Source organism: Actinomadura geliboluensis (genome assembly GCF_043197915.1).
GTDB classification, from domain to species: domain Bacteria; phylum Actinomycetota; class Actinomycetes; order Streptosporangiales; family Streptosporangiaceae; genus Spirillospora; species Spirillospora geliboluensis.
The window spans coordinates 289275-314944 of sequence record NZ_JBICUA010000006.1 but is presented as its reverse complement, the minus strand read 5'-3'; the positions used below and the strand labels follow the sequence as shown (position 1 = coordinate 314944).

The window sequence follows — 25670 nt, the reverse complement described above, 5'->3', positions numbered from 1 at the left end:
GACAGTGGCTACCAAAACCGGTGTAGACCTGGCCAAGGTCCGCAACATCGGGATCATGGCCCATATCGACGCGGGCAAGACCACGACGACCGAGCGCATCCTGTTCTACACGGGGATGAGCTACAAGATCGGCGAGACCCACGACGGCGCGGCCACCATGGACTGGATGGAGCAGGAGCAGGAGCGGGGGATCACCATCACCTCCGCCGCCACCACCTGCCACTGGGCCGTGAACGACGACGATCACACGATCAACATCATCGACACCCCCGGGCACGTCGACTTCACCGTTGAGGTGGAGCGCAACCTGCGGGTGCTCGACGGTGCGGTCGCGGTGTTCGACGGTGTCGCCGGCGTGGAACCGCAGTCGGAGACCGTGTGGCGCCAGGCCGACCGGTACGACGTGCCCCGCATGTGCTTCGTCAACAAGATGGACCGGGTCGGCGCGGAGTTCCACCGCTGCCTCGACATGATCGAGAACCGGCTCAACGCGACCCCGCTCGCGCTGCAGCTGCCGATCGGCGCCGAGGCCGACTTCAAGGGCGTCATCGACCTCGTCAACATGAAGGCCCTCGTGTGGAACGAGGAGGCCAAGCTCGGCGAGATGTACGACACGGTCGACATCCCCGAGACGCACGCCGAGGCGGCGCGCGAGTGGCACGACAAGCTGGTCGAGACCCTCGCCGAGAACGATGACGAGATCATGGAGCTGTACCTGGAGGGCAACGAGCCCTCGGTCGAGCAGCTCCACGACGGCATCCGCCGCGCGACGGTCGCCGCCAAGCTCACCCCGGTGATGTGCGGCACCGCGTTCAAGAACAAGGGCGTGCAGCCGCTGCTGGACGCGATCGTCCGCTACCTGCCCTCCCCGCTCGACGTCGAGGCCATCGAGGGCCACGCCGTCCGGGACGAGGAGAAGGTGCTCGTGCGCAAGCCGAGCGAGGACGAGCCGTTCTCCGCGCTCGCGTTCAAGATCATGAGCGACCCGCACCTGGGCAAGCTCACCTTCGTGCGCGTGTACTCCGGCGTCATGGAGTCCGGTGCCAGCGTCATGAACTCCGTCAAGGAGCGCAAGGAGCGCATCGGCAAGATCTACCGGATGCACGCCAACAAGCGCACCGAGATCGAGCGCGCCGGCGCCGGCGACATCGTCGCGGTGATGGGTCTCAAGCAGACCACCACCGGCGAGACGCTGTGCGACGACAAGGACCCGATCGTCCTGGAGTCGATGAACTTCCCGGCGCCGGTCATCCACGTCGCGATCGAGCCGAAGACCAAGGCCGACCAGCAGAAGCTGGGCACCGCGATCCAGCGGCTCGCCGAAGAGGACCCGTCCTTCCAGGTCCGCACCGAGGAGGAGACCGGGCAGACCGTCATCTCCGGCATGGGCGAGCTCCACCTGGAGATCCTCGTCGACCGGATGAAGCGGGAGTTCAAGGTCGACGCCAACGTCGGCAAGCCGCAGGTCGCCTACCGGGAGACGATCACCCGCAAGGTCGAGAAGGTCGAGTACACCCACAAGAAGCAGACCGGTGGCTCGGGCCAGTTCGGCCGCGTGATCATCGACCTGGAGCCGCTGGGCGGCGGGTCCGACGGCTACGAGTTCGAGAACAAGGTCACCGGCGGCCGCATCCCGCGGGAGTACATCCCGTCGGTCGACGCGGGCTGCCAGGAGGCCGCCGAGTTCGGTGTCCTCGCCGGCTACCCGATGGTGGGCGTGAAGGTCACCCTGCAGGACGGCGCCTACCACGAGGTCGACTCCTCGGAGATGGCGTTCAAGGTCGCCGGTTCCATGGCGTTCAAGGAGGCCGCCCGCAAGGCGTCCCCCACGCTGCTGGAGCCGATGATGGCGGTCGAGGTCACCACGCCCGAGGAGAACATGGGCGACGTGATCGGCGACCTCAACAGCCGCCGCGGTCAGGTCCAGTCCATGGACGAGCGGCACGGCATGCGCGTCATCAAGGCGCTCGTGCCTCTGTCGGAGATGTTCGGCTACGTGGGTGATCTGCGCAGCAAGACCCAGGGCCGGGCTGTTTTCACGATGCAGTTCGACTCCTACGCGGAGGTTCCCTCGAACGTCGCGCAGGAGATCATCGCCAAGGCGCGGGGCGAGTAAGCACCCCGGCCTGCCCACAGATCACCAGGACGTACATCGAAGCGGTCGTCTAGACGGCCGAGGATCGCAACAAGGAGCAACCAGTGGCGAAGGCCAAGTTCGAGCGGACGAAGCCGCACGTGAACATCGGCACCATTGGACACATCGACCACGGTAAGACCACGCTTACCGCGGCGATCACCAAGGTGCTCCACGACAAGTACCCGGACCTCAACCCCTTCACGCCGTTCGAGGACATCGACAAGGCGCCGGAGGAGCGCGAGCGCGGCATCACGATCTCGATCTCGCACGTCGAGTACCAGACCGAGGCCCGCCACTACGCGCACGTCGACTGCCCGGGTCACGCCGACTACATCAAGAACATGATCACCGGTGCGGCGCAGATGGACGGCGCCATCCTGGTGGTGGCCGCCACCGACGGCCCGATGCCGCAGACCAAGGAGCACGTGCTCCTGGCCCGCCAGGTCGGCGTGCCCTACATCGTCGTCGCGCTGAACAAGTGCGACATGGTGGACGACGAGGAGATCCTGGAGCTCGTCGAGCTCGAGGTCCGCGAGCTGCTGTCGGAGTACGAGTTCCCCGGTGACGACGTCCCGGTCATCCGCGTCTCCGCCTACCAGGCGCTGCAGGGCGACGAGAAGTGGGCCGAGTCCATCGTCGAGCTCATGACCGCCGTCGACGAGAACGTGCCGGAGCCGGTGCGCGACACCGACAAGCCGTTCCTGATGCCGATCGAGGACGTCTTCTCGATCACCGGCCGCGGCACCGTCGTGACCGGCCGCATCGAGCGCGGTGTCGTCAACGTCAACGAGACCGTCGACATCATCGGCATCAAGCCCGAGTCCACCTCGACCACCGTCACCGGTGTCGAGATGTTCCGCAAGCTGCTCGACCAGGGCCAGGCGGGCGACAACGTCGGCCTGCTCCTGCGCGGCATCAAGCGCGAGGACGTCGAGCGCGGCCAGTGCGTCATCAAGCCGGGCACCAACACCCCGCACACCGAGTTCGAGGCGCAGGTCTACATCCTGTCCAAGGACGAGGGCGGCCGCCACACGCCGTTCTTCAACAACTACCGTCCGCAGTTCTACTTCCGGACCACGGACGTCACCGGCGTGGTGAACCTCCCCGAGGGCACCGAGATGGTCATGCCGGGCGACAACACCGAGATGCGCGTCGAGCTGATCCAGCCCGTCGCCATGGAGGAGGGCCTGAAGTTCGCCATCCGCGAGGGTGGCCGGACGGTGGGCGCCGGTCGCGTCACCAAGGTCATCAAGTAACACCTCTCGTCACGCGGCGGCCCGGCCGCTGGGACTCCCCAAGCCGGGCCGCCGCGTCACGACTCTGAAGTAAACAGCGGCACTACAGCAAAGGACACCGAGGCCACCATGGCGGGACAGAAGATCCGCATCCGGCTCAAGGCCTACGACCACGAGGTCATCGACACCTCCGCGAAGAAGATCGTTGAGACGGTGACGCGGACGGGCGCCAAGGTCGCGGGCCCGGTGCCGCTGCCGACCGAGAAGAACGTGTACTGCGTCATCCGCTCGCCGCACAAGTACAAGGACAGCCGCGAGCACTTCGAGATGCGCACGCACAAGCGGTTGATCGACATCATCGACCCGACGCCCAAGACGGTCGACTCGCTGATGCGGCTCGACCTTCCGGCCGGCGTTGACATCGAGATCAAGCTCTAAGGGACGCACCGAGAGATGAGTACGCAGAGGAAGGGCGTCCTGGGCGAGAAGCTCGGCATGACCCAGGTCTTCGACGATGAGGGCCGGATCGTTCCGGTGACCGTCGTCCAGGCCGGGCCGTGTGTCGTCACCCAGCTCAAGACCCAGGAGAAGGACGGCTACGCCGCCGTCCAGATCGGGTACGGGCAGATCGACCCGCGCAAGGTGAACAAGCCGAGCACGGGTCACTTCGAGAAGGCCGGCGTCACGCCGCGCCGTTTCCTCGTCGAACTGCGGGCTGACGACACCACCGAGTACGAACTCGGCCAGGAGATCACCGCCAGCGTCTTCGAGGCCGGCCAGAAGATCGACGTTACCGGCACGAGCAAGGGCAAGGGCACCGCCGGTGTCATGAAGCGCCACGGGTTCAAGGGCCTCGGCGCCTCGCACGGCACCCAGCGCAAGCACCGCTCGCCGGGCTCGATCGGCGGCTGCGCGACCCCGGGTCGCGTCTTCAAGGGCCTCCGCATGGCGGGACGGCACGGCAACGCCCGTACCACCGTGCAGAACCTGACCGTCCACGCCATCGACGCGGAGAAGAACCTGCTGCTCATCAAGGGCGCGGTTCCCGGTCCCAACGGCGGCGTGGTGCTGGTCCGCGACGCAGTGAAGGGGACGGGCAAGTGACCTCCAAGCTCGACATCGACCTGCCCGCCGAGGTCTTCGACGCGAAGACCAGCGTGCCGCTGATCCACCAGGTCGTGGTGGCGCAGCTGGCCGCGGCGCGCCAGGGCACGCACGCCACCAAGACCCGCGGCGACGTCCGCGGCGGCGGCAAGAAGCCGTACCGGCAGAAGGGCACCGGCCGCGCCCGCCAGGGCTCGACCCGCGCGCCCCAGTTCGCCGGCGGCGGCACCGTGCACGGCCCGCAGCCGCGGGACTACGCGCAGAAGACGCCCAAGAAGATGAAGGCCGCCGCGCTGCGCGGCGCCCTGTCCGACCGCGCCCGGTACGGCCGGGTGCACGTCGTGGACGGGCTCATCGAGGGCGACACCCCGAAGACGAAGACGGCGCTGAAGGCCCTGCGCGAGGTCACCGAGGCCAAGCGCGTCCTCCTGGTCCTGGACCGCGAGGACGAGCTGACCTGGAAGAGCCTGCGCAACGAGCCGAGCGTGCACGTGCTCGTCTCCGACCAGCTCAACACCTACGACGTGCTGGTGAACGATGACGTCGTCTTCACGAAGGCGGCGTACGACGAGTTCATCTCGCGCGCGGCGAAGAAGTAAGGAGGGTCGCACATGAACAAGATCGCTGACCCCCGCGACGTCATCATCGCGCCGGTCGTCTCGGAGAAGAGCTACGGGCTGCTGGACGAGAACAAGTACACGTTCGTCGTCCGCCCGGACGCCAACAAGACGCAGATCAAGCAGGCCGTCGAGGCGGTGTTCGGCGTCAAGGTGACGAACGTGAACACGCTCAACCGCCCGGGCAAGCGCAAGCGGACCCGGTTCGGCTACGGCAAGCGCAAGGACACCAAGCGCGCCATCGTCAGCCTGGCTGAGGGCGAGCGGATCGACATCTTCGGCGGCCCGGCCTAAGCAGGCCGAGGTCCCGAAGCAGACAAGGGATGAACGAAAAAGATGGGCATCCGTAACTACAAGCCGACGACTCCGGGGCGTCGCGGCTCCAGCGTGGCCGACTTCGTCGAGATCACGCGCGACGAGCCGGAGAAGTCGCTGCTGCGTCCGCTCCCCAAGAAGGGCGGCCGCAACAACCACGGCCGCATCACGACCCGGCACCAGGGCGGCGGGCACAAGCGCGCCTACCGCCTGATCGACTTCCGCCGGCACGACAAGGACGGCGTGCCGGCCAAGGTCGCGCACATCGAGTACGACCCGAACCGCACCGCGCGGATCGCGCTGCTGCACTACGTGGACGGCGAGAAGCGCTACATCCTCGCCCCCCGCGGCCTCAAGCAGGGCGACCGGGTGGAGAACGGGCCGGGCGCGGACATCAAGCCGGGCAACTGCCTGCCGCTGCGCAACATCCCGACCGGTACGGTCGTGCACGCCATCGAGCTCCGCCCCGGCGGCGGCGCCAAGATCGCCCGCAGCGCGGGCGCCGGCGTCCAGCTGCTGGCCAAGGAGGGCAAGTACGCCACGCTGCGCATGCCCTCCGGCGAGATGCGGATGGTGGACGTGCGCTGCCGCGCGACGGTCGGCGAGGTCGGCAACGCCGAGCAGTCGAACATCAACTGGGGCAAGGCCGGCCGCATGCGGTGGAAGGGCAAGCGCCCGACCGTCCGCGGTGTCGCCATGAACCCGATCGACCACCCGCACGGCGGTGGTGAGGGCAAGACCTCCGGTGGCCGCCACCCGGTGAACCCCGCCGGCAAGAAGGAAGGCCGCACTCGCCAGGCGAACAAGTCGAGCGACCGGCTGATCGTCCGTCGTCGCAGCAAGAAGAAGCGGTAGGAGTCGCTCGTCATGCCACGTAGCCTTAAGAAGGGCCCGTTCGTGGACGACCACCTGATGAAGAAGGTGGACGTCCAGAACGAGAAGGGCACCAAGAACGTCATCAAGACGTGGTCGCGGCGCTCCATGATCGTGCCGGACATGATCGGTCACACGATCGCCGTGCACGACGGCCGCAAGCACGTCCCGGTGTTCATCACCGACGCCATGGTGGGGCACAAGCTCGGCGAGTTCGCGCCGACGCGCACGTTCCGCAGCCACGTCAAGGAAGACCGCCGCAGCCGCCGAGGCTGAGCAGGCAGAGCAGAATCGTACGGAGAGGAACAGCGATGGAAGCCAGGGCCCAGGCGCGGTACATCCGCGTCACGCCCAGGAAGGCCCGCCGCGTGGTGGACCTCATCCGCGGCCTGCCTGCCGCGGAGGCTCAGGCGGTGCTGCGGTTCGCCCCCCAGGCTGCGAGTGAGCCGGTGGGCAAGGTGCTGGCGAGTGCCATCGCCAACGCCGAGCACAACTTCAAGCTCGACTCGGACACGCTCGTCGTGAGCCGTGCGTGGGTGGACGAGGGGCCGACGCTCAAGCGTTTCCGCCCCCGTGCCCAGGGCCGGGCTTACCGCATCAACAAGCGCACGAGCCACATCACGGTGGTCGTGGAGTCGCGGGACGACGCGGTTTCCGCGTCGGGCGGCGGTAAGAAGACGAGGAGGGCCCGGTAGTGGGTCAGAAGATCAACCCGCACGGGTTCCGGCTCGGCATCACCACCGACCACAAGTCCGTGTGGTTCGCCGACAAGCTCTACAAGGACTACGTCAAGGAAGACGTCCAGATCCGGCGCATGCTGCAGAAGGGCATGGACCGGGCGGGCATCTCCAAGGTGGAGATCGAGCGGACCCGTGACCGCGTCGAGGTCAACATCCACACCGCCCGGCCGGGCATCGTCATCGGCCGCCGCGGCGCGGAGGCCGAGCGGCTGCGCGGCGACCTGGAGAAGCTGACCGGCAAGCAGGTCCGGCTGAACATCCTCGAGGTGAAGAACCCCGAGATCGACGCGCAGCTCGTCGCGCAGGGCGTGGCCGAGCAGCTGTCCAGCCGGGTCGCGTTCCGCCGCGCCATGCGCAAGGCGATCCAGTCCGCGATGAAGTCCGGCGCCAAGGGCATCAAGGTGCAGTGCGGCGGCCGTCTCGGCGGCGCCGAGATGTCGCGGTCGGAGTTCTACCGCGAGGGCCAGGTCCCGCTGCACACGCTGCGCGCCGACATCGACTACGGCTTCTACGAGGCCCGGACGACGTTCGGCCGCATCGGCGTCAAGGTGTGGATCTACAAGGGCGAGGCCGCGCAGACCCGCGCCGAGCGCGAGCAGCAGGCCGCGCAGCAGCGCGCGGCCGGCGGCGGTGGCGGCCGTGAGCGTCGCGGCGAGCGCCGTGGCGGCGGCGGTCGCGGTGGCCGTGGCGGCCGTGGCGGCGCCGGTGGCGAGCGCGGCGGCGCCCGCGGCGGCGAGCAGAAGCAGCAGCAGGTTTCCGAGCAGCCGGCCCCGGCGGCCGAGGCTGCTCCGCAGGGTGAGGGGAGCTGAGTAACCGATGCTGATCCCTCGCAAGGTCAAGCACCGCAAGCAGCACCACCCGAAGCGCCGTGGCATGGCCAAGGGCGGCACGAGGGTGACGTTCGGCGAGTACGGGATCCAGGCCGTCGAGTCCGCGTACGTGACGAACCGGCAGATCGAGGCCGCGCGAATCGCGATGACGCGCCACATCAAGCGCGGCGGCAAGGTCTGGATCAACATCTTCCCGGACCGTCCGCTGACCAAGAAGCCCGCCGAGACCCGCATGGGCTCCGGTAAGGGCTCCGTGGAGTGGTGGGTGGCCAACGTGAAGCCGGGCCGCGTGCTGTTCGAGATCTCCTACCCGAACGAGCAGGTGGCTCGGGAGGCCCTCACCCGCGCGATCCACAAGCTTCCCATGAAGTGCAAGATCGTTAAGCGAGAGGTGGGTGAGTCCTGATGGCCAAGGGTCTTACCGCCGACGACCTGCGGACCGAGCCCGAGGACGTCCTGGTCACCAAGCTCAAGGAGGCCAAGGAGGAGCTGTTCAACCTCCGCTTCCAGGCCGCGACCGGCCAGCTTGAGAGCCACGGGCGGCTGCGCACCGTCAAGCGCGAGATCGCCCGCATCTACACCGTGATGCGGGAGCGCGAGCTCGGCATCGTCACGGTCGCCGAGGACGACGCCGCGGAGGGCAACGAATGACCGAGCAGCAGACGGAGCAGCGGACCACCCGCAAGGTCCTTGAGGGCCTCGTGGTCAGCGACAAGATGGACAAGACCGTGGTCGTGTCCGTCGAGGACCGCGTGACCCACCGCAGGTACCACAAGGTGATCCGCCGCACGAAGAACTACAAGGCGCACGACGAGGGCAACGAGTGCGGCGTGGGCGACCGCGTCCGGCTCATGGAGACCCGTCCGCTGTCGGCCACCAAGCGGTGGCGCGTGGTGGAGATCCTCGAGAAGGCCAAGTAGGCCCGCGGGGCGCGAGTCCCGCACTTGTACATGACTGGTTCCACCAGGCTGGCCGGACGAGATCCGGTGCAGAACCGGTGTGACGAACAGGAGTTGACGTGATCCAGCAGGAGTCGCGACTCAAGGTCGCCGACAACACGGGTGCGAAGGAGATCCTTTGCATCCGGGTTCTCGGCGGCTCGGGTCGGCGCTACGCGGGAGTCGGCGACATCATCGTCGCGACGGTGAAGGACGCCCTTCCCGGCGCGGGCGTGAAGAAGGGTGACGTCGTCAAGGCGGTCGTCGTGCGCACCCGCAAGGAGCGCCGGCGCCCGGACGGCTCCTACATCCGCTTCGACGAGAACGCCGCCGTCCTGATCCGGGACGGCGGCGACCCCCGCGGCACCCGTATCTTCGGCCCGGTGGGCCGTGAACTGCGCGAGAAGAAGTTCATGCGCATCATCTCGCTCGCGCCGGAGGTGCTCTGATGAAGATCCGCAAGGGCGACGAGGTCATCGTCCTCGCCGGCAAGGACAAGGGCGCGACGGGCAAGGTCCTGCGCGTCGACCCGCGCGCCGAGCGCGTCGTCGTCGAGGGCGTCAACCTCATCACCAAGAACATCAAGGCCGACCAGCAGCGCGCCGGCAAGGAGAGCGGCCGCGTCACGGTGGAGGCGCCGCTGCACGCCAGCAACGTCGCCATCGTCGAGGACGGCAAGCCGGTACGGGTCGGTTACCGCACCAACGACGACGGCACGAAGGTTCGGATCTCGCGCCGTAGCGGTAAGGAGATCTGAGACCGATGACCGAGACCGTCACCGAGCGTCCCGTGCCGACGCCGAGGCTCAAGGTCCGCTACCGCGAGGAGATCGCGGGGCAGATGCGCGAGCAGTTCGGCTACGCCAACGTCATGCAGATCCCCACGCTGACCAAGATCGTGGTCAACATGGGCGTCGGCGACGCGGCCAAGGACGCCAAGCTGATCGAGGGCGCGATCCGCGACCTGTCGGTGATCACCGGCCAGAAGCCGGCGGTCAACCGGGCCCGCAAGTCCATCGCGCAGTTCAAGCTGCGCGAGGGCATGCCGATCGGCGCGCACGCCACGCTGCGCGGCGACCGGATGTGGGAGTTCCTGGACCGGCTGCTCGCCACCGCGCTGCCCCGCATCCGCGACTTCCGCGGCCTGTCGCCGAAGCAGTTCGACGGCAACGGCAACTACACCTTCGGGCTGACCGAGCAGGTCATGTTCCACGAGGTCGACCCGGACAAGGTCGACCGGCAGCGGGGCATGGACATCACGGTCGTGACGACCGCGAAGACCGACGACGAGGGCCGGGCGCTGCTCAAGCTCCTGGGCTTCCCCTTCAAGGAGAGCTGAGCATGGCGAAGAAGTCGCTGATCGCCAAGGCGGCGCGGAAGCCGAAGTTCGAGGTGCGCGCGTACACTCGTTGCTCGCGCTGCGGGCGTCCGCGCTCCGTCTACCGGAAGTTCGGCCTCTGCCGGGTGTGCTTCCGGGAGATGGCCCACCGCGGCGAGCTGCCCGGCATCACGAAGTCCAGCTGGTGACCGCATCCCCCGGGGCCCCGGCCCCGGGGGCGGACGCCGGCCTGTAATGACCAACCGGGCGCCCGAGAGGGCGTCCACGACCGCGCCAAAGGTCCACGGGCCGCATCAACCCGAGGAAACCGTGGCGAGGGAGGGCCTGTAGGCCATGACGATGACCGACCCGATCGCAGACATGCTGACGCGTCTGCGTAACGCGAATTCGGCGTACCACGACTCAGTGGCGATGCCGTACTCGAAGATCAAGGCGCACATCGCCGAGATCCTCCAGCAGGAGGGCTACATCTCGGGCTGGAACGTGCAGGACGCCAAGGTGGGCAAGGAGCTCGTGATCGAGCTCAAGTTCGGCCCCACCCGGGAGCGTTCGATCGCCGGCATCAAGCGCGTCTCGAAGCCGGGTCTGCGCGTGTACGCGAAGAAGGACAACCTGCCGAGGGTCCTGGGCGGACTGGGCGTCGCGATCATCTCGACGTCCTCCGGCCTGATGACCGACCGGCAGGCGGGCAAGCGCGGCGTGGGCGGGGAAGTCCTCGCCTACGTCTGGTGAGGGGAGGTACCGAACAATGTCTCGTATTGGACGTCTTCCCATCACCGTGCCCAGCGGTGTCGAGGTGAGCCTCGACGGCCGGGAGGTCACCGTCAAGGGGCCGAAGGGCACGCTGTCGCACACCGTCGCCGAGCCCATCGAGGTCAGCCAGGAGGACGGCAAGATCGTCGTCACCCGGCCGAACGATGTGAACAAGGTGCGCGGGCTGCACGGGCTGACCCGGACGCTGATCAACAACATGGTCGTCGGGGTGACCGACGGCTACAAGAAGACCCTGGTCATCCAGGGCGTCGGCTACCGGGTGGTGGCCAAGGGGCAGAACGTCGAGTTCTCCCTCGGCTACAGCCACCCGATCCCGTTCGAGGCCCCGGACGGCATCAAGTTCACGGTGGAGAAGCCGACGCAGCTGACCGTCGAGGGCATCGACAAGCAGCTCGTCGGCGAGATCGCCGCCCGCATCCGCAAGCTGCGCAAGCCGGACCCGTACAAGGGCAAGGGCGTGCGCTACGAAGGTGAGCAGATCCGCCGCAAGGTCGGAAAGGCTGGTAAGTAGTCATGGCAGGCACCAAGACCCTGGCCGCGAAGGCCACGTCGGCGCGGGCCAAGTCCCGCAAGCGCCGGCACCTGCGGGTCCGGAAGAAGGTCGTGGGCAGCGCCGCGCGGCCTCGCCTGGTCGTGACCCGCTCCAGCCGGCACGTGTTCGTCCAGGTCATCGACGACGACAAGGGCCACACGCTGGCCAGCGCGTCGACGATGGAGGCCGACCTGCGCGCCGACTCCGGCGACAAGACGGCCAAGTCCCGCAAGGTCGGCGAGCTCGTCGCCCGCCGGGCCCAGGACGCCGGCGTCCACTCGGTCGTGTTCGACCGCGGTGGGCACAAGTACCACGGCCGCATCGCCGCAGTGGCGGACGGTGCGCGCGAGGGGGGCCTGGAGCTCTGATGGCCCTGAACAAGGTGAACGAGAGGAACCACTGATGGCAGCGCAGAGGCGTGGTGGCGGTCAGGGTGGCGACCGTCGCGACCGCCGCGACGACCGCCGCGGTGGCGCCGACAAGGGCCAGTCGTACATCGAGAAGGTCGTGGCGATCAACCGTGTCGCCAAGGTCGTCAAGGGCGGGCGTCGCTTCAGCTTCACCGCCCTGGTGATCGTCGGTGACGGCAACGGCACCGTCGGCGTCGGCTACGGCAAGGCCAAGGAGGTGCCCGCGGCGATCGCCAAGGGCGTCGAAGAGGCCAAGAAGCACTTCTTCAAGGTGCCGCGGATCCAGGGCACCATCCCGCACCTGGTGCAGGCGCGGGACGCGGCGGGCGAGGTCCTGCTGCGTCCGGCCAGCCCCGGTACCGGCGTCATCGCCGGTGGCCCGGTGCGCGCCGTCCTGGAGGCCGCCGGCATCCACGACGTGCTGAGCAAGTCGCTGGGCAGCGACAACGCCATCAACATCGTGCACGCCACGATCGCGGGGCTGAAGTCGCTGAAGCGTCCGGAGGAGATCGCGGCCAAGCGCGGCCTGCCGATCGAGGACGTCGCCCCGGCGGCCATGCTGCGCGCCCGCGCGGCGGGCAGCGAGCCCAGGGCGGAGGCCGCGTCGTCATGACGAACCTGAAGATCACGCAGACCAAGTCCGTGATCAGCGAGAAGCAGAACCAGCGTGACACGCTGCGCACCCTCGGCCTGAAGAAGATCGGGCAGAGCGTGGTCCGCGAGGACCGCCCCGAGGTGCTCGGCATGATCCGGACGGTGGCGCACCTGGTCACCGTCGAGGAGGTCGACTGACATGGCGGCTGATCTCGGTAAGGACACCTCCGAGGGAACCCCGCTCAAGGTCCACGACCTGCGTCCGGCCCCCGGCGCCAACAAGGCCAAGACCCGCAAGGGCCGCGGCGAGGCGTCCAAGGGCAAGACCGCGGGCCGCGGCACCAAGGGCACGAAGGCCCGCAGCACCGTCCCCGTCGGGTTCGAGGGCGGCCAGATGCCGCTGATCCGCCGGGTGCCGAAGCTGAAGGGCTTCAAGAACCCGAACCGGGTCGAGTTCCAGGTCGTGAACCTGGACAAGCTCGCCGCGCTCTACCCCGAGGGCGGCGAGGTCACGGCGGAGGACCTGGCGGCCAAGGGCGCGGTGCGCGGCGGCCGTCCGGTCAAGGTCCTCGGCACGGGCGAGATCTCCGTCGCGGTCCAGGTGAAGGCGCACGCCTTCTCCGGCACCGCGAAGGAGAAGATCGCCGCCGCCGGTGGGTCCACCGACGAGCTGTAAGAAGGACGACGTCCGATGCCGGGGCCGTACTCGCCGAGCACCCGGGGCCGTGAAGGCTCCGGGAAAGGCGGGGCGGCCCCGGTGTCATCTGCTGTTAGAGTCCTACGGGCGAAGGCGACTCGCGTGAGATTGCGCACTTACGCGTCTCCTCGGGTATCCTCCGCCCGTTCTCATGCTGTAGCCGGCCCCTCGGTGGCCGTGAACCCGCCAGTCACGCAGGAGGAATGGTGCTGACCGCGTTCGCTCGGGCTTTCCGTACGCCTGACCTGCGTAAAAAACTTCTGTTCACGTTGTTCATGATCTTGGTGTTCCGGATCGGTTCGATCCTGCCGACGCCGAACGTGAACGTGAAGGTGCTGAAGGACACCGCGGACGCGGCCAAGGAGAGCAACCAGCTCTACGGCCTCGTCGACCTGTTCAGCGGCGGCGCGCTGCTGAAGCTGTCGATCTTCGCGCTGGGCATCATGCCGTACATCACGGCGAGCATCATCCTGCAGCTGCTGGTGGTCGTGATTCCGCGGCTGGAGGCCCTGAAGAAAGAGGGCCAGGCCGGCACGACGAAGATCACACAGTACACCCGCTACCTGACGGTCGGGCTGGCGATCCTCCAGGCCACCGGCATCGTGGCGATGGCGAGCACCGGGCAGCTGTTCCAGGGCGTGTCCGGCAGCGGCGACATCCTCTACGACACCGGCCTCTTCCCGATCATCACGATGGTGATCTGCATGGTGGCGGGCACCACGGTCATCATGTGGCTGGGCGAGCTGATGACCGACCGCGGCGTCGGCAACGGCATGTCCGTCCTGATCTTCACCCAGGTCGTGGCCGTCTTCCCCGGCCAGTTCTGGGGCATCTACAAGGCCAAGAACGGCTTCGTCTTCGCGATCGTGATCCTGGTCGGCCTCGCCATCATGGCGGGCGTCGTGTTCGTCGAGCAGGCGCAGCGGCGCATCCCCGTCCAGTACGCCAAGCGGATGGTGGGCCGGCGCATGTACGGCGGGACGTCGACCTACATCCCGCTGAAGGTGAACCAGGCCGGCATCATCCCGATCATCTTCGCGTCCTCGCTGCTCTACCTGCCGATCCTGGCGACGCAGCTGTGGCCCAACACCAAGTGGCTGCAGAAGGTCCAGCCCTACCTGCAGCAGGACAACGCCTGGCACATGGGCTTCTACTTCGTCTTGATCATCTTCTTCACCTACTTCTACGTGGCGATTACGTTCAACCCCACTGAAGTGGCCGACAACATGAAGAAGTATGGTGGATTCATCCCAGGTATCCGTCCTGGTCGGCCGACCGCCGAATACCTCGACTTCGTGCTGACCCGGATCACCGCGCCGGGTGCGCTGTACCTGGGGCTCGTGTCCCTGATCCCGATGGTGGCGTTCGCACTCCTGAACGCGACCCAGGACTTCCCCTTCGGTGGCGCGAGCATCCTCATCGTCGTCGGCGTCGGACTGGATACCGTGAAGCAGATCGAGAGTCAGCTGCAGCAGCGCAACTACGAGGGCTTCCTCCGGTAGTGCGTATCGTGCTGGTGGGCCCCCCGGGAGCGGGCAAGGGGACGCAGGCCCAGTTCATCGCATCTCATCTGTCGGTCCCGAAGATCTCGACAGGTGACATCTTCCGCGCCAACGTCAGCGGCGGGACCGAACTCGGCCTGCAGGCCAAGCAGTACATGGACCGCGGCGACCTCGTCCCCGACGAGGTCACGATCGCGATGGTCCGCGACCGGCTCGGCGAGGACGACGCCCGCGACGGGTTCCTGCTGGACGGGTTCCCGCGCAACGTCCCGCAGGCGGAGACGCTCAAGAAGATCCTCGCCGAGTGGGACGCGCGCCTCGACATCGTCCTGGAGCTCGTCGTCGACGAGGACGAGGTCGTCCGGCGGCTGTCGGGCCGGCGCACCTGCGACCGGTGCGGCCGGATCTGGCACGTCGACTTCGACGACAAGCAGGACGACATCTGCGACGACTGCGGCGGTCATCTGTTCCAGCGGGACGACGACAAGGAAGAGGTCGTCATGCACCGCCTGGAGGTGTACCGGCACGACACGGCGCCGCTGGTGCAGTTCTACGCCGACGAGAACATCCTCGTCGGCATCGACGCCACGGGCCCGGTCGAAGAGGTCACGAAGCGCGCTCTGGCCGCGCTGCGCCCGCTGGAGAAGTGACGGGCGGGCGCGGAGCCTCCGGTTCCGCGCCCCGCCCGGCGGCGGCCGAACCGGTGCAGGGGGAATGATGTTCAGACGGCGTAGGCCCACCATCCAGATGAAGACCCCGGAGCAGGTCGAGCTGATGCGGGCGGCGGGCCTGCTCGTCGGCCGGACGCTGGAGCTGCTGCGCGGCGCGGTCAAGCCGGGGATCACCACCCTGGACCTCGACGCGCTCGCCGAGGAGCACATCCGCGACAACGGCGGCGTCCCGTCCTTCAAGGGCTACCACGGCTTCACCGGGACGATCTGCGCCTCGGTCAACGAGGAGATCGTCCACGGCATCCCGCGCGCCGGCAAGACGCTGCGCGACGGCGACGTCATCTCGATCGACTGCGGCGCGATCGTCGAGGGCTGGCACGGCGACGCGGCGATCACCGTGCCGGTCGGCGAGATCACCGACGAGCTGCGGCGGCTGCTGGAGGTCACCGAGACGTCCCTGTGGCACGGTCTGGCGGCCGGGAGGGCCGGGGCCCGCCTCACGGACATGTCGCACGCGATCGAGGCTCACATTCGCTCTCAGGGCCGCTACGGCATCGTTGAGGGCTACGGGGGGCACGGCATCGGCACCGAGATGCACATGGACCCGCTGATCCCCAACCACGGCGAGGCCGGGCACGGGCCCGTCCTGGAGCCGGGCATGTGCTTCGCGGTCGAGCCGATGGTGAACCTCGGCACCAAGGAGACCCGCGAGCTGGACGACGGCTGGACGGTCGTGACCACCGACGGGCGGTACTCGGCGCACTTCGAGCACACGTTCGCGGTCACCGCGGACGGCCCGCGGGTGCTGACCGCCCTCGATGAGGGCCGCGCATGGTTCCAGAAGCTCGGCTCGGACGCGCAGAATGGGACTGACAGCTCGTCCTGAGAAGCGGAGGAACGATGGCGCCGAACCCTGACGTCCGGGCGTCGGACGCCGACCGCGACCGGGTGGCCGCGAGCCTGCGGGAGCACTGCGCCCTCGGCCGGATCACGATGGACGAGCTCCAGGAGCGGCTGGAGAGCGTCTACGCGTCCAAGACCTTCGGGGAGCTGCAGGAGGTCACGGCCGACCTGCCGGAGGAGGACCTCTACCAGCTGCCCGTCCCGGCCACCCAGCCCAAGAGCACCGCCACCGCGGCGCGGCCCGCCTCCGGCGATCTGGAGCTGCGGGGCGCGCTCGCGATGTGGGGCGCGTGGGCCACCGTCAGTGCGATCAACCTCACCATCTGGCTGATCGTGCTGGTGACCTACGGCGCGGTCTACCCGTGGTGGATCTGGGTGGCGGGCCCGTGGGGCGCGATCCTGCTGATGCGCACGATCTTCGGGGGCCGCTCCGGGCACGGCTGACGGGTCACTCCACGTCCATCAGCGGCCGGTAGTTGCCGGTCGGGGCGAAGTGCGTGGTGGCGGTGCCGTCCGCGCCGATGAGGTGGAGCGCGAACCCGGCGGGCTCGCCGGTGACGGCGGCGCGGCCCTGCTTGGTGAGGTCGAGGAACAGCTGCCGGTAGGTGCTCGGGCAGGTGGTGCTGACCCGTCCCGCGAGCGACCCGACCGACGCCCGGTGGACGTGACCGGAGATCACCCGCACCACCTGCGGGTGCCGGGACAGCACCGCAGCGAACCCGGCCGGGTCGACGAACCGCAGGTCGTCGATGAACCGCATCCCGATCGGGTACGCGGGGTGGTGGGTGGCGACGACCGTCGGCGTGTCGGGCGCCTCCCGCAGCACCCCGTCGAGCCAGCGGAGCCTGTCCTCGCTCATGTGCCCGTGGGAGTGGCCGTCGACGGTGGTGTCGCAGCAGACCAGCCGTACGCCCGCGACGTCCACGGCGTACTGCAGGGGCGCCCGCGGGCCGGTACCGGTCGCGGCGACCGCCGGGTGGTCGGCGAACGCCTTCCGCATCGCGTCGCGGTCGTCGTGGTTGCCGCACATCGGGTAGACGGCCATCGGCAGCGGCGACAGCAGCGCGTGCAGCCGCGCGTACTCGGCGGGCCGCCCGCCGTCGGCGAGGTCGCCGGTGAGGACCACCGCGTCCGGACGGGCCGGCAGCGAGAGCAGGCTCGACACGGCGGCCCGCAGGGCGCGCACGGGGCCCGAGCCGTCGTCCACCTCGCCGTCGCGCCCGGCCACCAGATGGATATCGCTCAGCTGCGCGATGATCGCCATCGATCCACTCCCCTTGCCCTGAAGACATCGCTGGGCCCGTCTCCGCACCACCCCCGGGCCGCGCCCCCCGGACGATCTTCGCCCTCGTCCGCCCGCACTGTCGACTCCGCCCCGTGAACAACGACATTACGGGCGTCTTCCACCGCCCGCCTCCACCCGCTACCTTGCTCGGCGGTAGATCACACCGGAGGTACGGCCATGGTGACGCGGCAGCGGCCCGCCTTACGCGTCCGCGGCTGCTCCGGCGGCCGCCACGAGATCCTGACCCCCCGGCTCTTCTTCCGCACCGCGACATTGTCGGACGCGCGGCGCATAGCGGCCTCGGCCAGCGATGCCGCGGCACAGCGGTGGCTCGGCTGGACCCCGGAGATGCTGATCCCCGAGGGGGAGCGCGCCCGCCTCCTCGCCACCCCCGCAGGCCGGGGCCGCGGCCGCTTCGGGCTGCCGAACCCGGGCCTCCGCCTCGACATGGTCGCCATCGACCCCGACCGGGGCACGCTCGCCGGGTCGTTCACCCTGACCCCGCTGTCCGGCGACGGCTGCGAGCTGGGCGGCCACCTCGCCCCCGGCTACCGGGGCCGCGGCCTCGGCGCCGAGCTGTTCACCGCCGGCCTCGCGCTGGCCCACCGCCACCTCGGCTACCGCGAGGTCCGCGCGGGCGCCGAGCCCGAGAACATCGCGAGCGTCCGCTCCCTGTGGCGGGCCGGCTTCGACCCGGCTCCCGGCCCGGAGACACACCGCCTCTCCGACGGCCGCGTGATCCCGTCCCGCTGGTTCGCGAACGTGGAACCGGCCCCCACCCGCTGCCGCTCCTGGTGAAACCCGCCCGCGTCACTCAAGCGGTTCCATTGCGGGGCTGAGCCCCACTGGCAGAGCCGTCGCTCAGGCGACGTGCGGGATGACCAGCGAGAGGGCCGTGGTGACCTCTTCGGCAGGCGGCGCCACGTCGGGGACGACGTCGCGGAGGGCCAGCCAGCCGTTGATGGCCTGGACCGTGGGCTTCGCCTCGACGAGCTGCGGGTCGTCCAGGCCGTACCAGGCGGCGACCTTCGACCAGCGCCACAGGCGGTGGCCGGCGGTCGACATCTCCGAGGGGGGGAAGCCGGTGGCGCCGCGGGCGCCGGTGATCGCGTGCCGGACCGAGTCCAGCGAGCGGCCGACGCGCTCGGCGATGTCGCGGATCGTCAGCAGCGGGTCGGCCTCGACCTGGAGGACGTGCAGGCCGGGCGCGCTCTCCTCGACGTGCTCGACCACCTCCATGATCGACGCGGCGAGGGTGGCGCCGGACCACGAGCAGGACGCGTTGCCGGGGCGCTGCGCGTGCTGCGGCTCGCTGATGATCGAGACCGTGACCGCGCCGTGGGTGCGGTCGAAGAGCGGATCCAGTTCGTCCTCGTACAGGGGACGGCTGAGGATCAGCGCGAAGTCATAGCTCGGCATGCTGATCCTCCTCTGACGTCTCTCTCCTGAAAGGTACAACGCGCACGCGATGTATGCTTGTGTCGGGAGCAGTCTCCGGACTCGTGGCGTGCGTCGATTTCGCGTTGTGCGTCCGGTTGACGTAGACTCCTTTGTCGGTCCGTCGCCGACCGCCTGATTCCCCGTTTCCGACGCTCGCGCGTCGTGGTGGGTTGCGGTCGATTCTCCACCGGAGACCCGGGCCGCGTCCAATGAGCCGATCAGCGAAGCGCGGAGGACATGCCCAAGAAAGAAGGGGCCATCGAGATCGAGGGCACCGTCATCGAGTCCCTCCCGAACGCCATGTTCCGGGTGGAGCTCGAGAACGGGCACAAGGTGCTCGCCCACATCAGCGGCAAGATGCGGATGCACTACATCCGGATCCTGCCGGACGACCGCGTCGTTGTGGAGCTGAGCCCCTACGACCTCACGCGCGGTCGGATCGTCTACCGCTACAAGTAACACCCACTGGGGTTGCCTTCCCTGTGTGTGGCGGCACAGGGGTGACCCTTATCTCTAGGAGACCCAGTGAAGGTCAAGCCGAGCGTCAAGAAGATCTGCAACAAGTGCCGCGTCATCCGCCGGCACGGCCGGGTCATGGTCATCTGCTCCGACCCGCGCCACAAGCAGCGTCAGGGCTGACGCCCACAACAGACAAGCGCACCGCAGCCTTCACACGTCGCCGTACGTACCCATGATCGGGTCGTACGGCACCGGCGTGTGAGGACCACCCTCGGACCGTCGGAGGCCGAGGCCGCCACCCGGGCAGGGTGTGTGCGGACGCGGTGCGTCCATACCTCCGCACTATGAAGGGAACTGCCCACATGGCACGCCTCCTCGGCGTCGACCTCCCGCGCGAAAAGCGCTTGGAGGTCGCTCTCACCTACATCTTCGGCATCGGCCGGACGCGGGCGCTGGAGACCCTGGCGGGTACCGGCGTCAGCGGCGATCTGCGGGTGCACCAGCTCGGCGACGACGAGCTGATCAAGCTCCGCGACTGGATCGAGGCGAACTACAAGATCGAGGGTGACCTTCGCCGCGAGGTCCAGGCGGACATCCGCCGCAAGATCGAGATCGGGTGCTACCAGGGCATCCGGCACCGCCGCGGGCTTCCGGTCCACGGTCAGCGCACGCAGACCAACGCGCGCACCCGCAAGGGCAAGAAGAAGACCGTGGCCGGCAAGAAGAAGGCCGGCAAGAAGTAGTCCGGAGTCGGTCCTCCGGATCGATGACCTCAAGAGTAGAGAGAGCACATGCCTCCTAAGAGCCGTGTCGGCGCCAAGAAGGTGCGCCGCAAGGAAAAGAAGAACGTCGCTCACGGGCACGCCCACATCAAGAGCACGTTCAACAACACGATCGTCTCGATCACCGACCCCAACGGGAACGTGATCTCCTGGGCCTCCTCGGGCCACGTCGGTTTCAAGGGCTCGCGCAAGTCCACCCCGTTCGCCGCGCAGCAGGCCGCCGAGGCCGCCGCCCGGCGCGCGATGGAGCACGGCATGCGCAAGGTCGACGTCTTCGTGAAGGGCCCGGGCTCGGGCCGCGAGACCGCCATCCGCTCGCTGCAGGCGACCGGCCTCGAGGTGGGCTCGATCCAGGACGTCACGCCCGTTCCGCACAACGGCTGCCGCCCGCCCAAGCGCCGCCGGGTCTGAGGCAGGGGAGATCTAGAAAAATGGCTCGTTACACCGGTGCGGACTGCAAGCTCTGCCGCCGCGAGAAGATGAAGCTGTTCCTCAAGGGCAGCAAGTGCATGGGCCCGAAGTGCCCGATCGAGATCCGTCCCTACCCGCCGGGTGAGCACGGTCGCGGTCGGCCCAAGGAGACCGAGTACCTGCTGCAGCTTCGCGAGAAGCAGAAGGCGCGGCGCATCTACGGCGTCCTGGAGCGGCAGTTCCACAACTACTACGTCGAGGCGAACCGCCAGCAGGGCAAGACGGGTGACAACCTGCTCGCCCTCCTGGAGCGCCGGCTCGACAACGTCGTCTACCGGGGCGGCTTCGCCAAGTCCCGCGACATGGCCCGCCAGCTCATCCGGCACGGCCACATCCGGGTCAACGGCAAGAAGGTCAACATCCCGTCGGCCCTCGTGAACGAGGCCGACATCATCGACGTCAAGCCCAAGTCGATGGAGACGACGCCGTTCCAGGTCGCCAAGGCCGAGATCGGCGAGCGCCCCGTCCCGGCGTGGCTCGGCGTCGACGGCGAGAAGATGCGGATCCTCGTGCACTCGCTGCCCGTCCGCCAGCAGATCGAAGCTCCCGTCCAGGAGCAGCTGATCGTCGAGCTCTACTCCAAGTAAGAACCGGGTAGGGCTCAACGACCGCCGGGGTCCCGGACGGGGCCCCGGCGGATCGGGAACACTCGAGAACGCGGTCGTCAAATAGCGGGCACCGCGGAAAGAAGGCACCACCATGCTCATCGCTCAGCGTCCCACTCTCACCGAAGAGCAGGTCGACGAGTACCGGTCGCGGTTCACCATCGAGCCGCTGGAGCCGGGCTTCGGCTACACCATCGGCAACTCGCTGCGTCGTACGCTGCTCTCCTCGATTCCCGGTGCGGCCGTCACCAGCATCCGGATCGAGGGCGTCCTCCACGAGTTCTCCACCGTCCCCGGGGTCAAGGAGGATGTCACCGACATCATCCTGAACCTGAAGGAGCTCGTCGTCTCCTCCGAGCACGACGAGCCCGTGGTCATGTACCTGCGCAAGCAGGGCCCGGGCGAGGTGACCGCGGCCGACATCGCGCCGCCGGCGGGCGTCGAAGTCCACAACCCGGACCTGCACATCGCCACGCTGAACAACAAGGCCAAGCTGGAGATGGAGCTGACGGTCGAGCGCGGCCGCGGCTACGTCTCCGCCGCGCAGAACAAGCAGCCGGGCCAGGAGATCGGCCGGATCCCGATCGACTCCATCTACTCGCCCGTGCTGAAGGTCACCTACAAGGTCGAGGCGACCCGAGTCGAGCAGCGCACCGACTTCGACCGCCTCATCCTGGACGTGGAGACCAAGCAGGCGATGCTGCCGCGCGACGCGGTCGCCTCCGCCGGCAAGACCCTCGTCGAGCTGTTCGGCCTGGCCCGGGAGCTCAACGTCGAGGCCGAGGGCATCGACATGGGCCCGTCCCCGACGGACGCCGCGCTCGCCGCGGACCTGGCCCTGCCGATCGAGGAGCTGAACCTCACGGTCCGCTCCTACAACTGCCTGAAGCGCGAGGGCATCCACTCGGTGGGCGAGCTCGTGGCCCGCTCCGAGCAGGACCTGCTCGACATCCGCAACTTCGGCGCCAAGTCGATCGAAGAGGTCAAGCAGAAGCTCAACGACATGGGCCTGTCGCTGAAGGACTCCCCGCCCGGGTTCGACCCGAGCGCGGCGGCCGACAACTACGGCGACGACGACCAGAGCTACGCCGAGACCGAGCAGTACTAGAAACCCGATTCCGGACGGCCGGGGGCGCGTTCCCCGGCCGTACCGGATCCAGCTGACACCGGTACCTGACACGGCCGGTGCAGGAAGGAAGCACGATGCCTCAGCCCACGAAGGGCGCCCGCCTCGGCGGGAGCGCCGCGCACCAGAAGCTGATCCTGGCGAACCTGGCGACGGCGCTGTTCGAGCACGGCCGCATCACCACCACCGAGGCCAAGGCCCGGCGGGTGCGTCCGCTGGCGGAGAAGCTGATCACCAAGGCCAAGAAGGGCGACCTGCACAACCGTCGCCTGGTGGCCCGCACGATCCGCGACAAGGGCGTCGTCCACGCGCTCTTCACCGAGATCGCGCCGAGCTTCGAGACCCGGCCCGGCGGCTACACCCGCATCACCAAGATCGGTCCGCGCAAGGGCGACAACGCGCCCATGGCGGTCATCGAGCTGGTGCGGGAGCCGATGCCGGCCGCCACCGGCAAGGCGGCGCCGAAGGTCGCCGAGGAGGAGCTGCCCGCCGAGGGCGAGGTCACCCTCAGCAAGGCCGCCGAGCCCGAGCCCGAGCCCGAGGCCAAGGCCGCGGACGAGGCGGCGGACGCCAAGGCGGAGGACGGCAAGGAGTAGTTCGCCGCGCGAACTGGCCGAGCGTTTGCTCGACATTCGTCCAGGGCCCACCGTCCACAGCGGGCGGTGGGCCCTGTTCTTTGCCAGACTCGACACATGGTCAGGTCAGGGGAGCGGCGGCGCGCACACGCAAAGGATCGGAACAGCCACGTTGCAGAAGGATCAATCGGCTGACATGACCGCACTGGTACGACTCCGGCTCGACATCGGTTACGACGGGTCGGACTTCGCGGGCTGGGCGCGGCAGCCGAACCAGCGGACCGTGCAGGGCGTCATCGAGGACGCGCTGGCGCGGATGCTGCGGCTCGATCCGCCCCCCATGCTCACCGTCGCCGGCCGCACCGACGCGGGCGTCCACGCGAGCGGCCAGGTCGCGCACCTGGTGGTGCCGGTGGCGGCGTACTCGGCGATCAACGGGACGATGCCGCGCCGCCTCGCGGGGCTGCTCCCGCCGGACGTGCGGGTGTGGCGGGTGTCGATCGCGCCGGAGGGGTTCGACGCCCGGTTCTCCGCGCTGTCGCGCCGCTACGTGTACCGGGTGTGCGACAACCCCGTGGGGGTGGACCCGCTGCGTCGCCACGACGTGCTGTGGCATCCGCGCCCGCTCAACCTGGCCCGGATGAACGACGCCGCGCGGCGGCTGGTGGGGGAGGCCGACTTCGCCGCGTACTGCCGCAAGCGGGAGGGCGCGACGACGATCCGGGAGCTGCTGCGCTACGAGTGGGTCCGCGACGACCGCGACCCGCATCTGGCGCTCGCGACCGTGGAGGCCGACGCGTTCTGCCACTCGATGGTGCGGGCGCTCGTCGGCGCGCTGCTGATGGTGGGGGACGGGCGGCGCGAGGTGGAGTGGCCCGCCGAGGTGCTCGCCGCCCGCGTCCGCGACTCCGGTGTGAACGTGGCGCCCGCGCACGGGCTGTCGCTGGAGGAGATCCGCTACCCCGGCGACGACAGCCTGGCCAGGCGCGCGCAGGAGACCCGGCGGGTCCGGACGCTCAACGCGACCGCCGCCGCCAACGCCAACGCCGCCGAGCCGCAGCAGCCCGCCTCGTCCGAGCAGGGGACGGCCTAGACGCGACACGGCCGCGGGCCCCGGGGCGGGGGCGCGCGGCCGCGAGGGGGCCGGTCAGCCGCGGGCGCGGGCCATGATCGGGCGCAGGTCGTAGTCGAGGAACTGCTGGGCGGCCTGCTTGATCACCGGGTCGCCGGGCTCGGCCTTCTTGCCGTTCGCCCACTGGACGTAGGCGTAGGCCACGTACCGGCCGCGGACGGTCGCGGCCGCGTAGCCGCCGGCGCGGTCGATGTCCGGGGAGTGCTTGCCGGCCATGCCGCGGAACCACTCGTACGTGCCGGGGTCGCCGGCCCTGCTCACCGCGAGCGCGGCGTCCTTCGTCGGCATCACCGCGATCCCGGACGTGACGGCGAGCTTGTTCGCCCGGTCGATGAACGTCGCGCGGATGATCTTGCGGCATTGCTGCTGCTGCAGGGTGCGGAGCATCGCGCCCCGGGCGGCGTACTTGACGTCGCGGTTGAGGGACCAGCGGTCGCGGGTGTAGGTCCGCCCGCCCAGTTTGACGACCACCTGCGGGAACACGTCGCGGAACGTGAGGTCCTCGGGGTCGGTCTTCTCGTCGGCGATGTTCGCCGGGCCGGTCGCGGGGGACGGCTGCGCCGGGGCGGCCGACGACGGCGCCGGGACCGCGGACGGCTCGGCCGCCTTGCGGGCGCCGTCCTCGCTGCTCGGCTCCGTCCCGCCCAAGGTGAACAGCGCGATGCCGGCCGCGAGGACGACTGCCGCCCCGGCGCCGATCAGCACGGTGCGGCGCTTGTTCCTGCCACCGGCGGCGCCGGTGCCGGGCGCGCCCTGGGGCGGCCGGCCGGGCGGCGGCGGTGTGTCGAGCGGGACGCCGCCCTCGGTGTGGTAGACCGGCGCGATCACGGGGATCTGGCCGTCGGCGACCGTGGCGCCGTCCGCGGTCTCGGTGTGCGGGAACGGTCCGCTGCCGGTGGGCGGCACCACGCCGCGCGGCAGGATCGCGTCGGGCACCAGCACGGCCGTCTGCGCGGACGACGCGCTCTCGGCCTCCTTCGCCTTCTCGAAGGCGGAGAGCGACGCGGGACCGTCCTCCGCGGCCTCGTTCACGGCGGGGTTGTCCACGGGGGTGTCGTCCTTCGGGGTGTCGTCCTCGGGGGCGGCGCCCTCCGGACGGACGGCCTGGAAGCCGTCGGGGTCGGTGTCGTCGGTCGAGACGGGGGGCTTGACGAGCGGCTCGGCGGGAACGGCGCCGCGGGAGTCGACCGGCGGGACTCCCGGGCCGGCGACGAGCGTCCCCGGCGAGATGCCGACTGGGGCCGGCTCGGCGGTGGAGGCCGGGTCTGTGGAGGCCGGGTCCGCGGGGGCCGGGTCGGCGGGGGCGGCCTCGGGGGGAGCGGGGTCGGGGGGAGCGGGCTTGGCTGCGGCCTCGGCTGCGGGGTCGGCGGCCGCGGGCTCGGGCTCGGCGTCGGCCTCCGATTCGGCGGCCCACCAGGGCGCCTGCAGGCCGAACGCGGGCAGCCGGAGCGGGGCGGTACCGGTGGCGGTCTCGCCGTCGCCCCCGCCGAAGCTGGGCGGCGCCGAGTCGGCGGGGACGCCGGACGTCCCCGCCGACTCGGCGGTCTCCCGAGTGTCTTCAGGTCCGGACATAAGCAGTGAGGGT

Annotated in this window: 39 protein-coding genes; 36 read left to right on the top strand and 3 right to left on the bottom strand. The window is 69.2% G+C overall.

What is annotated here, in order from left to right; translation table 11 throughout:
- The first annotated feature begins 4 nt into the window (after window positions 1-4).
- The 27 genes from fusA to ACGFI1_RS21380 all read left to right on the top strand — a co-directional run bounded on the left by fusA (window position 5) and on the right by ACGFI1_RS21380 (window position 16654).
- The gene (gene fusA / locus ACGFI1_RS21510) at window positions 5-2116 is read left to right on the top strand and encodes an elongation factor G (protein ID WP_138636312.1); all 2112 of its coding nucleotides are present in this window, start codon (window positions 5-7) and stop codon (window positions 2114-2116) included.
- Between the two features lie 83 nt (window positions 2117-2199).
- Window positions 2200-3393: an elongation factor Tu gene (tuf, locus tag ACGFI1_RS21505; protein WP_301173918.1), complete on the top strand. Its 1194-nt coding sequence runs from the start codon at window positions 2200-2202 to the stop codon at window positions 3391-3393.
- Window positions 3394-3501: 108 nt separating this feature from the next.
- Complete coding sequence (gene rpsJ / locus ACGFI1_RS21500; protein WP_018657599.1) at window positions 3502-3810, top strand: 30S ribosomal protein S10; 309 nt, start codon at window positions 3502-3504, stop codon at window positions 3808-3810.
- 15 nt (window positions 3811-3825) lie between these two features.
- Window positions 3826-4476 (top strand): 50S ribosomal protein L3, encoded by a 651-nt coding sequence (gene rplC / locus ACGFI1_RS21495; protein ID WP_138636310.1) that lies wholly within the window; start codon window positions 3826-3828, stop codon window positions 4474-4476.
- A complete protein-coding gene (gene rplD, locus ACGFI1_RS21490; RefSeq protein ID WP_138636309.1) occupies window positions 4473-5075 on the top strand; it encodes a 50S ribosomal protein L4 in 603 nt (200 codons plus the stop codon). The genes rplC and rplD overlap by 4 nt, the downstream gene beginning before the upstream one ends.
- 12 nt (window positions 5076-5087) lie before the next feature.
- On the top strand, window positions 5088-5387 hold the full coding sequence (gene rplW / locus ACGFI1_RS21485; protein WP_089324464.1) for a 50S ribosomal protein L23: 300 nt from the start codon (window positions 5088-5090) through the stop codon (window positions 5385-5387).
- 42 nt (window positions 5388-5429) lie between these two features.
- A complete protein-coding gene (gene rplB, locus ACGFI1_RS21480; RefSeq protein ID WP_089324463.1) occupies window positions 5430-6263 on the top strand; it encodes a 50S ribosomal protein L2 in 834 nt (277 codons plus the stop codon).
- 12 nt (window positions 6264-6275) lie between these two features.
- Window positions 6276-6557, top strand: a complete 282-nt coding sequence (rpsS, locus tag ACGFI1_RS21475; protein WP_067807019.1) for a 30S ribosomal protein S19 — start codon at window positions 6276-6278, stop codon at window positions 6555-6557.
- Window positions 6558-6592: 35 nt separating this feature from the next.
- Window positions 6593-6976 (top strand): 50S ribosomal protein L22, encoded by a 384-nt coding sequence (rplV, locus tag ACGFI1_RS21470; RefSeq protein ID WP_138636308.1) that lies wholly within the window; start codon window positions 6593-6595, stop codon window positions 6974-6976.
- Window positions 6976-7830 (top strand): 30S ribosomal protein S3, encoded by an 855-nt coding sequence (gene rpsC / locus ACGFI1_RS21465; protein ID WP_392787273.1) that lies wholly within the window; start codon window positions 6976-6978, stop codon window positions 7828-7830. The genes rplV and rpsC overlap by 1 nt, the downstream gene beginning before the upstream one ends.
- Window positions 7831-7837: 7 nt before the next feature.
- Window positions 7838-8257 carry a 50S ribosomal protein L16 gene (gene rplP, locus ACGFI1_RS21460; RefSeq protein ID WP_089314943.1) on the top strand — a complete coding sequence of 140 codons (420 nt, stop codon included), beginning with the start codon at window positions 7838-7840 and terminating at the stop codon, window positions 8255-8257.
- Window positions 8257-8502: a 50S ribosomal protein L29 gene (rpmC, locus tag ACGFI1_RS21455; RefSeq protein ID WP_089324460.1), complete on the top strand. Its 246-nt coding sequence runs from the start codon at window positions 8257-8259 to the stop codon at window positions 8500-8502. Before rplP ends, rpmC begins: the two co-directional genes overlap by 1 nt.
- Window positions 8499-8771: a 30S ribosomal protein S17 gene (rpsQ, locus tag ACGFI1_RS21450; RefSeq protein ID WP_138636306.1), complete on the top strand. Its 273-nt coding sequence runs from the start codon at window positions 8499-8501 to the stop codon at window positions 8769-8771. The genes rpmC and rpsQ overlap by 4 nt, the downstream gene beginning before the upstream one ends.
- Before the next feature lie 98 nt (window positions 8772-8869).
- Window positions 8870-9238, top strand: coding sequence for a 50S ribosomal protein L14 (gene rplN / locus ACGFI1_RS21445; protein WP_067629407.1), 369 nt, complete (start codon window positions 8870-8872; stop codon window positions 9236-9238).
- Window positions 9238-9546 carry a 50S ribosomal protein L24 gene (gene rplX, locus ACGFI1_RS21440; protein WP_138636305.1) on the top strand — a complete coding sequence of 103 codons (309 nt, stop codon included), beginning with the start codon at window positions 9238-9240 and terminating at the stop codon, window positions 9544-9546. The genes rplN and rplX overlap by 1 nt, the downstream gene beginning before the upstream one ends.
- Before the next feature lie 5 nt (window positions 9547-9551).
- Window positions 9552-10127, top strand: a complete 576-nt coding sequence (gene rplE, locus ACGFI1_RS21435; protein WP_138636304.1) for a 50S ribosomal protein L5 — start codon at window positions 9552-9554, stop codon at window positions 10125-10127.
- 2 nt (window positions 10128-10129) lie between these two features.
- Complete coding sequence (locus ACGFI1_RS21430) at window positions 10130-10315, top strand: type Z 30S ribosomal protein S14 (protein WP_138636303.1); 186 nt, start codon at window positions 10130-10132, stop codon at window positions 10313-10315.
- Between the two features lie 145 nt (window positions 10316-10460).
- Window positions 10461-10859 carry a 30S ribosomal protein S8 gene (gene rpsH / locus ACGFI1_RS21425; protein ID WP_138636302.1) on the top strand — a complete coding sequence of 133 codons (399 nt, stop codon included), beginning with the start codon at window positions 10461-10463 and terminating at the stop codon, window positions 10857-10859.
- 16 nt (window positions 10860-10875) lie between these two features.
- Complete coding sequence (rplF, locus tag ACGFI1_RS21420) at window positions 10876-11412, top strand: 50S ribosomal protein L6 (RefSeq protein ID WP_138636301.1); 537 nt, start codon at window positions 10876-10878, stop codon at window positions 11410-11412.
- A gap of 2 nt (window positions 11413-11414) precedes the next feature.
- Window positions 11415-11801 (top strand): 50S ribosomal protein L18, encoded by a 387-nt coding sequence (rplR, locus tag ACGFI1_RS21415; RefSeq protein ID WP_138636300.1) that lies wholly within the window; start codon window positions 11415-11417, stop codon window positions 11799-11801.
- A gap of 34 nt (window positions 11802-11835) precedes the next feature.
- The gene (gene rpsE / locus ACGFI1_RS21410; protein ID WP_386874519.1) at window positions 11836-12456 is read left to right on the top strand and encodes a 30S ribosomal protein S5; all 621 of its coding nucleotides are present in this window, start codon (window positions 11836-11838) and stop codon (window positions 12454-12456) included.
- Window positions 12453-12635 carry a 50S ribosomal protein L30 gene (gene rpmD, locus ACGFI1_RS21405; RefSeq protein WP_089324452.1) on the top strand — a complete coding sequence of 61 codons (183 nt, stop codon included), beginning with the start codon at window positions 12453-12455 and terminating at the stop codon, window positions 12633-12635. The genes rpsE and rpmD overlap by 4 nt, the downstream gene beginning before the upstream one ends.
- A 1-nt stretch (window position 12636) precedes the next feature.
- A complete protein-coding gene (rplO, locus tag ACGFI1_RS21400; protein ID WP_138636299.1) occupies window positions 12637-13113 on the top strand; it encodes a 50S ribosomal protein L15 in 477 nt (158 codons plus the stop codon).
- 227 nt (window positions 13114-13340) lie between these two features.
- The gene (secY, locus tag ACGFI1_RS21395; RefSeq protein ID WP_138636314.1) at window positions 13341-14636 is read left to right on the top strand and encodes a preprotein translocase subunit SecY; all 1296 of its coding nucleotides are present in this window, start codon (window positions 13341-13343) and stop codon (window positions 14634-14636) included.
- On the top strand, window positions 14636-15286 hold the full coding sequence (locus ACGFI1_RS21390) for an adenylate kinase (protein WP_386874517.1): 651 nt from the start codon (window positions 14636-14638) through the stop codon (window positions 15284-15286). The genes secY and ACGFI1_RS21390 overlap by 1 nt, the downstream gene beginning before the upstream one ends.
- A gap of 67 nt (window positions 15287-15353) precedes the next feature.
- Entirely contained in the window at window positions 15354-16193 is an 840-nt protein-coding gene (map, locus tag ACGFI1_RS21385) for a type I methionyl aminopeptidase (RefSeq protein WP_364546120.1), read from the top strand.
- A gap of 14 nt (window positions 16194-16207) precedes the next feature.
- Window positions 16208-16654 (top strand): DUF1707 SHOCT-like domain-containing protein, encoded by a 447-nt coding sequence (locus ACGFI1_RS21380; protein ID WP_138636296.1) that lies wholly within the window; start codon window positions 16208-16210, stop codon window positions 16652-16654.
- A gap of 4 nt (window positions 16655-16658) precedes the next feature.
- On the opposite strand, the gene ACGFI1_RS21375 is transcribed toward ACGFI1_RS21380, so the two are convergent.
- On the bottom strand, window positions 16659-17474 hold the full coding sequence (locus ACGFI1_RS21375) for a phosphodiesterase (protein ID WP_392787270.1): 816 nt from the start codon (window positions 17472-17474) through the stop codon (window positions 16659-16661).
- Between the two features lie 198 nt (window positions 17475-17672).
- Between ACGFI1_RS21375 and ACGFI1_RS21370 the strand changes: the two genes are divergently transcribed.
- Window positions 17673-18293: a GNAT family N-acetyltransferase gene (locus ACGFI1_RS21370; protein WP_392787267.1), complete on the top strand. Its 621-nt coding sequence runs from the start codon at window positions 17673-17675 to the stop codon at window positions 18291-18293.
- A gap of 63 nt (window positions 18294-18356) precedes the next feature.
- On the opposite strand, the gene ACGFI1_RS21365 is transcribed toward ACGFI1_RS21370, so the two are convergent.
- Window positions 18357-18914: a hypothetical protein gene (locus ACGFI1_RS21365; RefSeq protein ID WP_387072226.1), complete on the bottom strand. Its 558-nt coding sequence runs from the start codon at window positions 18912-18914 to the stop codon at window positions 18357-18359.
- Window positions 18915-19172: 258 nt separating this feature from the next.
- Between ACGFI1_RS21365 and infA the strand changes: the two genes are divergently transcribed.
- The 8 genes from infA (at window position 19173) to truA (ending at window position 24046) form a co-directional block, all read left to right on the top strand.
- Entirely contained in the window at window positions 19173-19394 is a 222-nt protein-coding gene (infA, locus tag ACGFI1_RS21360; protein ID WP_067629441.1) for a translation initiation factor IF-1, read from the top strand.
- Window positions 19395-19460: 66 nt separating this feature from the next.
- Window positions 19461-19574 carry a 50S ribosomal protein L36 gene (gene rpmJ / locus ACGFI1_RS21355; protein WP_021596712.1) on the top strand — a complete coding sequence of 38 codons (114 nt, stop codon included), beginning with the start codon at window positions 19461-19463 and terminating at the stop codon, window positions 19572-19574.
- A 182-nt stretch (window positions 19575-19756) separates the two neighbouring features.
- A complete protein-coding gene (gene rpsM, locus ACGFI1_RS21350) occupies window positions 19757-20137 on the top strand; it encodes a 30S ribosomal protein S13 (protein ID WP_138636292.1) in 381 nt (126 codons plus the stop codon).
- A gap of 48 nt (window positions 20138-20185) precedes the next feature.
- On the top strand, window positions 20186-20587 hold the full coding sequence (gene rpsK / locus ACGFI1_RS21345) for a 30S ribosomal protein S11 (protein WP_021596710.1): 402 nt from the start codon (window positions 20186-20188) through the stop codon (window positions 20585-20587).
- Between the two features lie 20 nt (window positions 20588-20607).
- Complete coding sequence (gene rpsD, locus ACGFI1_RS21340; protein ID WP_138636291.1) at window positions 20608-21234, top strand: 30S ribosomal protein S4; 627 nt, start codon at window positions 20608-20610, stop codon at window positions 21232-21234.
- Window positions 21235-21346: 112 nt separating this feature from the next.
- Window positions 21347-22360: a DNA-directed RNA polymerase subunit alpha gene (locus ACGFI1_RS21335; protein WP_131741171.1), complete on the top strand. Its 1014-nt coding sequence runs from the start codon at window positions 21347-21349 to the stop codon at window positions 22358-22360.
- Window positions 22361-22455: 95 nt separating this feature from the next.
- Window positions 22456-22974 carry a 50S ribosomal protein L17 gene (gene rplQ / locus ACGFI1_RS21330; protein ID WP_392787265.1) on the top strand — a complete coding sequence of 173 codons (519 nt, stop codon included), beginning with the start codon at window positions 22456-22458 and terminating at the stop codon, window positions 22972-22974.
- Between the two features lie 175 nt (window positions 22975-23149).
- Window positions 23150-24046: a tRNA pseudouridine(38-40) synthase TruA gene (gene truA / locus ACGFI1_RS21325; RefSeq protein ID WP_392787262.1), complete on the top strand. Its 897-nt coding sequence runs from the start codon at window positions 23150-23152 to the stop codon at window positions 24044-24046.
- Window positions 24047-24100: 54 nt separating this feature from the next.
- Here the strand turns inward: truA and ACGFI1_RS21320 are convergent, their stop codons facing one another.
- The gene (locus ACGFI1_RS21320; RefSeq protein ID WP_392787259.1) at window positions 24101-25657 is read right to left on the bottom strand and encodes a hypothetical protein; all 1557 of its coding nucleotides are present in this window, start codon (window positions 25655-25657) and stop codon (window positions 24101-24103) included.
- Window positions 25658-25670: the final 13 nt, after the last annotated feature.

Coding starts and splice junctions, on each gene's coding strand:
- rpsJ (WP_018657599.1), top strand. CDS start 3,502: ATGGCGGGACAGAAGATCCGCATCCGGCTCAAGGCCTACGACCACGAG.
- rplC (WP_138636310.1), top strand. CDS start 3,826: ATGAGTACGCAGAGGAAGGGCGTCCTGGGCGAGAAGCTCGGCATGACC.
- rplW (WP_089324464.1), top strand. CDS start 5,088: ATGAACAAGATCGCTGACCCCCGCGACGTCATCATCGCGCCGGTCGTC.
- rplB (WP_089324463.1), top strand. CDS start 5,430: ATGGGCATCCGTAACTACAAGCCGACGACTCCGGGGCGTCGCGGCTCC.
- rpsS (WP_067807019.1), top strand. CDS start 6,276: ATGCCACGTAGCCTTAAGAAGGGCCCGTTCGTGGACGACCACCTGATG.
- rplV (WP_138636308.1), top strand. CDS start 6,593: ATGGAAGCCAGGGCCCAGGCGCGGTACATCCGCGTCACGCCCAGGAAG.
- rplP (WP_089314943.1), top strand. CDS start 7,838: ATGCTGATCCCTCGCAAGGTCAAGCACCGCAAGCAGCACCACCCGAAG.
- rpmC (WP_089324460.1), top strand. CDS start 8,257: ATGGCCAAGGGTCTTACCGCCGACGACCTGCGGACCGAGCCCGAGGAC.
- rpsQ (WP_138636306.1), top strand. CDS start 8,499: ATGACCGAGCAGCAGACGGAGCAGCGGACCACCCGCAAGGTCCTTGAG.
- rplX (WP_138636305.1), top strand. CDS start 9,238: ATGAAGATCCGCAAGGGCGACGAGGTCATCGTCCTCGCCGGCAAGGAC.
- rplE (WP_138636304.1), top strand. CDS start 9,552: ATGACCGAGACCGTCACCGAGCGTCCCGTGCCGACGCCGAGGCTCAAG.
- ACGFI1_RS21430 (WP_138636303.1), top strand. CDS start 10,130: ATGGCGAAGAAGTCGCTGATCGCCAAGGCGGCGCGGAAGCCGAAGTTC.
- rpsH (WP_138636302.1), top strand. CDS start 10,461: ATGACGATGACCGACCCGATCGCAGACATGCTGACGCGTCTGCGTAAC.
- rplF (WP_138636301.1), top strand. CDS start 10,876: ATGTCTCGTATTGGACGTCTTCCCATCACCGTGCCCAGCGGTGTCGAG.
- rplR (WP_138636300.1), top strand. CDS start 11,415: ATGGCAGGCACCAAGACCCTGGCCGCGAAGGCCACGTCGGCGCGGGCC.
- rpsE (WP_386874519.1), top strand. CDS start 11,836: ATGGCAGCGCAGAGGCGTGGTGGCGGTCAGGGTGGCGACCGTCGCGAC.
- rpmD (WP_089324452.1), top strand. CDS start 12,453: ATGACGAACCTGAAGATCACGCAGACCAAGTCCGTGATCAGCGAGAAG.
- rplO (WP_138636299.1), top strand. CDS start 12,637: ATGGCGGCTGATCTCGGTAAGGACACCTCCGAGGGAACCCCGCTCAAG.
- map (WP_364546120.1), top strand. CDS start 15,354: ATGTTCAGACGGCGTAGGCCCACCATCCAGATGAAGACCCCGGAGCAG.
- ACGFI1_RS21380 (WP_138636296.1), top strand. CDS start 16,208: ATGGCGCCGAACCCTGACGTCCGGGCGTCGGACGCCGACCGCGACCGG.
- ACGFI1_RS21375 (WP_392787270.1), bottom strand. CDS start 17,474: ATGGCGATCATCGCGCAGCTGAGCGATATCCATCTGGTGGCCGGGCGC.
- ACGFI1_RS21370 (WP_392787267.1), top strand. CDS start 17,673: ATGGTGACGCGGCAGCGGCCCGCCTTACGCGTCCGCGGCTGCTCCGGC.
- ACGFI1_RS21365 (WP_387072226.1), bottom strand. CDS start 18,914: ATGCCGAGCTATGACTTCGCGCTGATCCTCAGCCGTCCCCTGTACGAG.
- infA (WP_067629441.1), top strand. CDS start 19,173: ATGCCCAAGAAAGAAGGGGCCATCGAGATCGAGGGCACCGTCATCGAG.
- rpsM (WP_138636292.1), top strand. CDS start 19,757: ATGGCACGCCTCCTCGGCGTCGACCTCCCGCGCGAAAAGCGCTTGGAG.
- rpsK (WP_021596710.1), top strand. CDS start 20,186: ATGCCTCCTAAGAGCCGTGTCGGCGCCAAGAAGGTGCGCCGCAAGGAA.
- rpsD (WP_138636291.1), top strand. CDS start 20,608: ATGGCTCGTTACACCGGTGCGGACTGCAAGCTCTGCCGCCGCGAGAAG.
- ACGFI1_RS21335 (WP_131741171.1), top strand. CDS start 21,347: ATGCTCATCGCTCAGCGTCCCACTCTCACCGAAGAGCAGGTCGACGAG.
- rplQ (WP_392787265.1), top strand. CDS start 22,456: ATGCCTCAGCCCACGAAGGGCGCCCGCCTCGGCGGGAGCGCCGCGCAC.
- truA (WP_392787262.1), top strand. CDS start 23,150: ATGACCGCACTGGTACGACTCCGGCTCGACATCGGTTACGACGGGTCG.
- ACGFI1_RS21320 (WP_392787259.1), bottom strand. CDS start 25,657: ATGTCCGGACCTGAAGACACTCGGGAGACCGCCGAGTCGGCGGGGACG.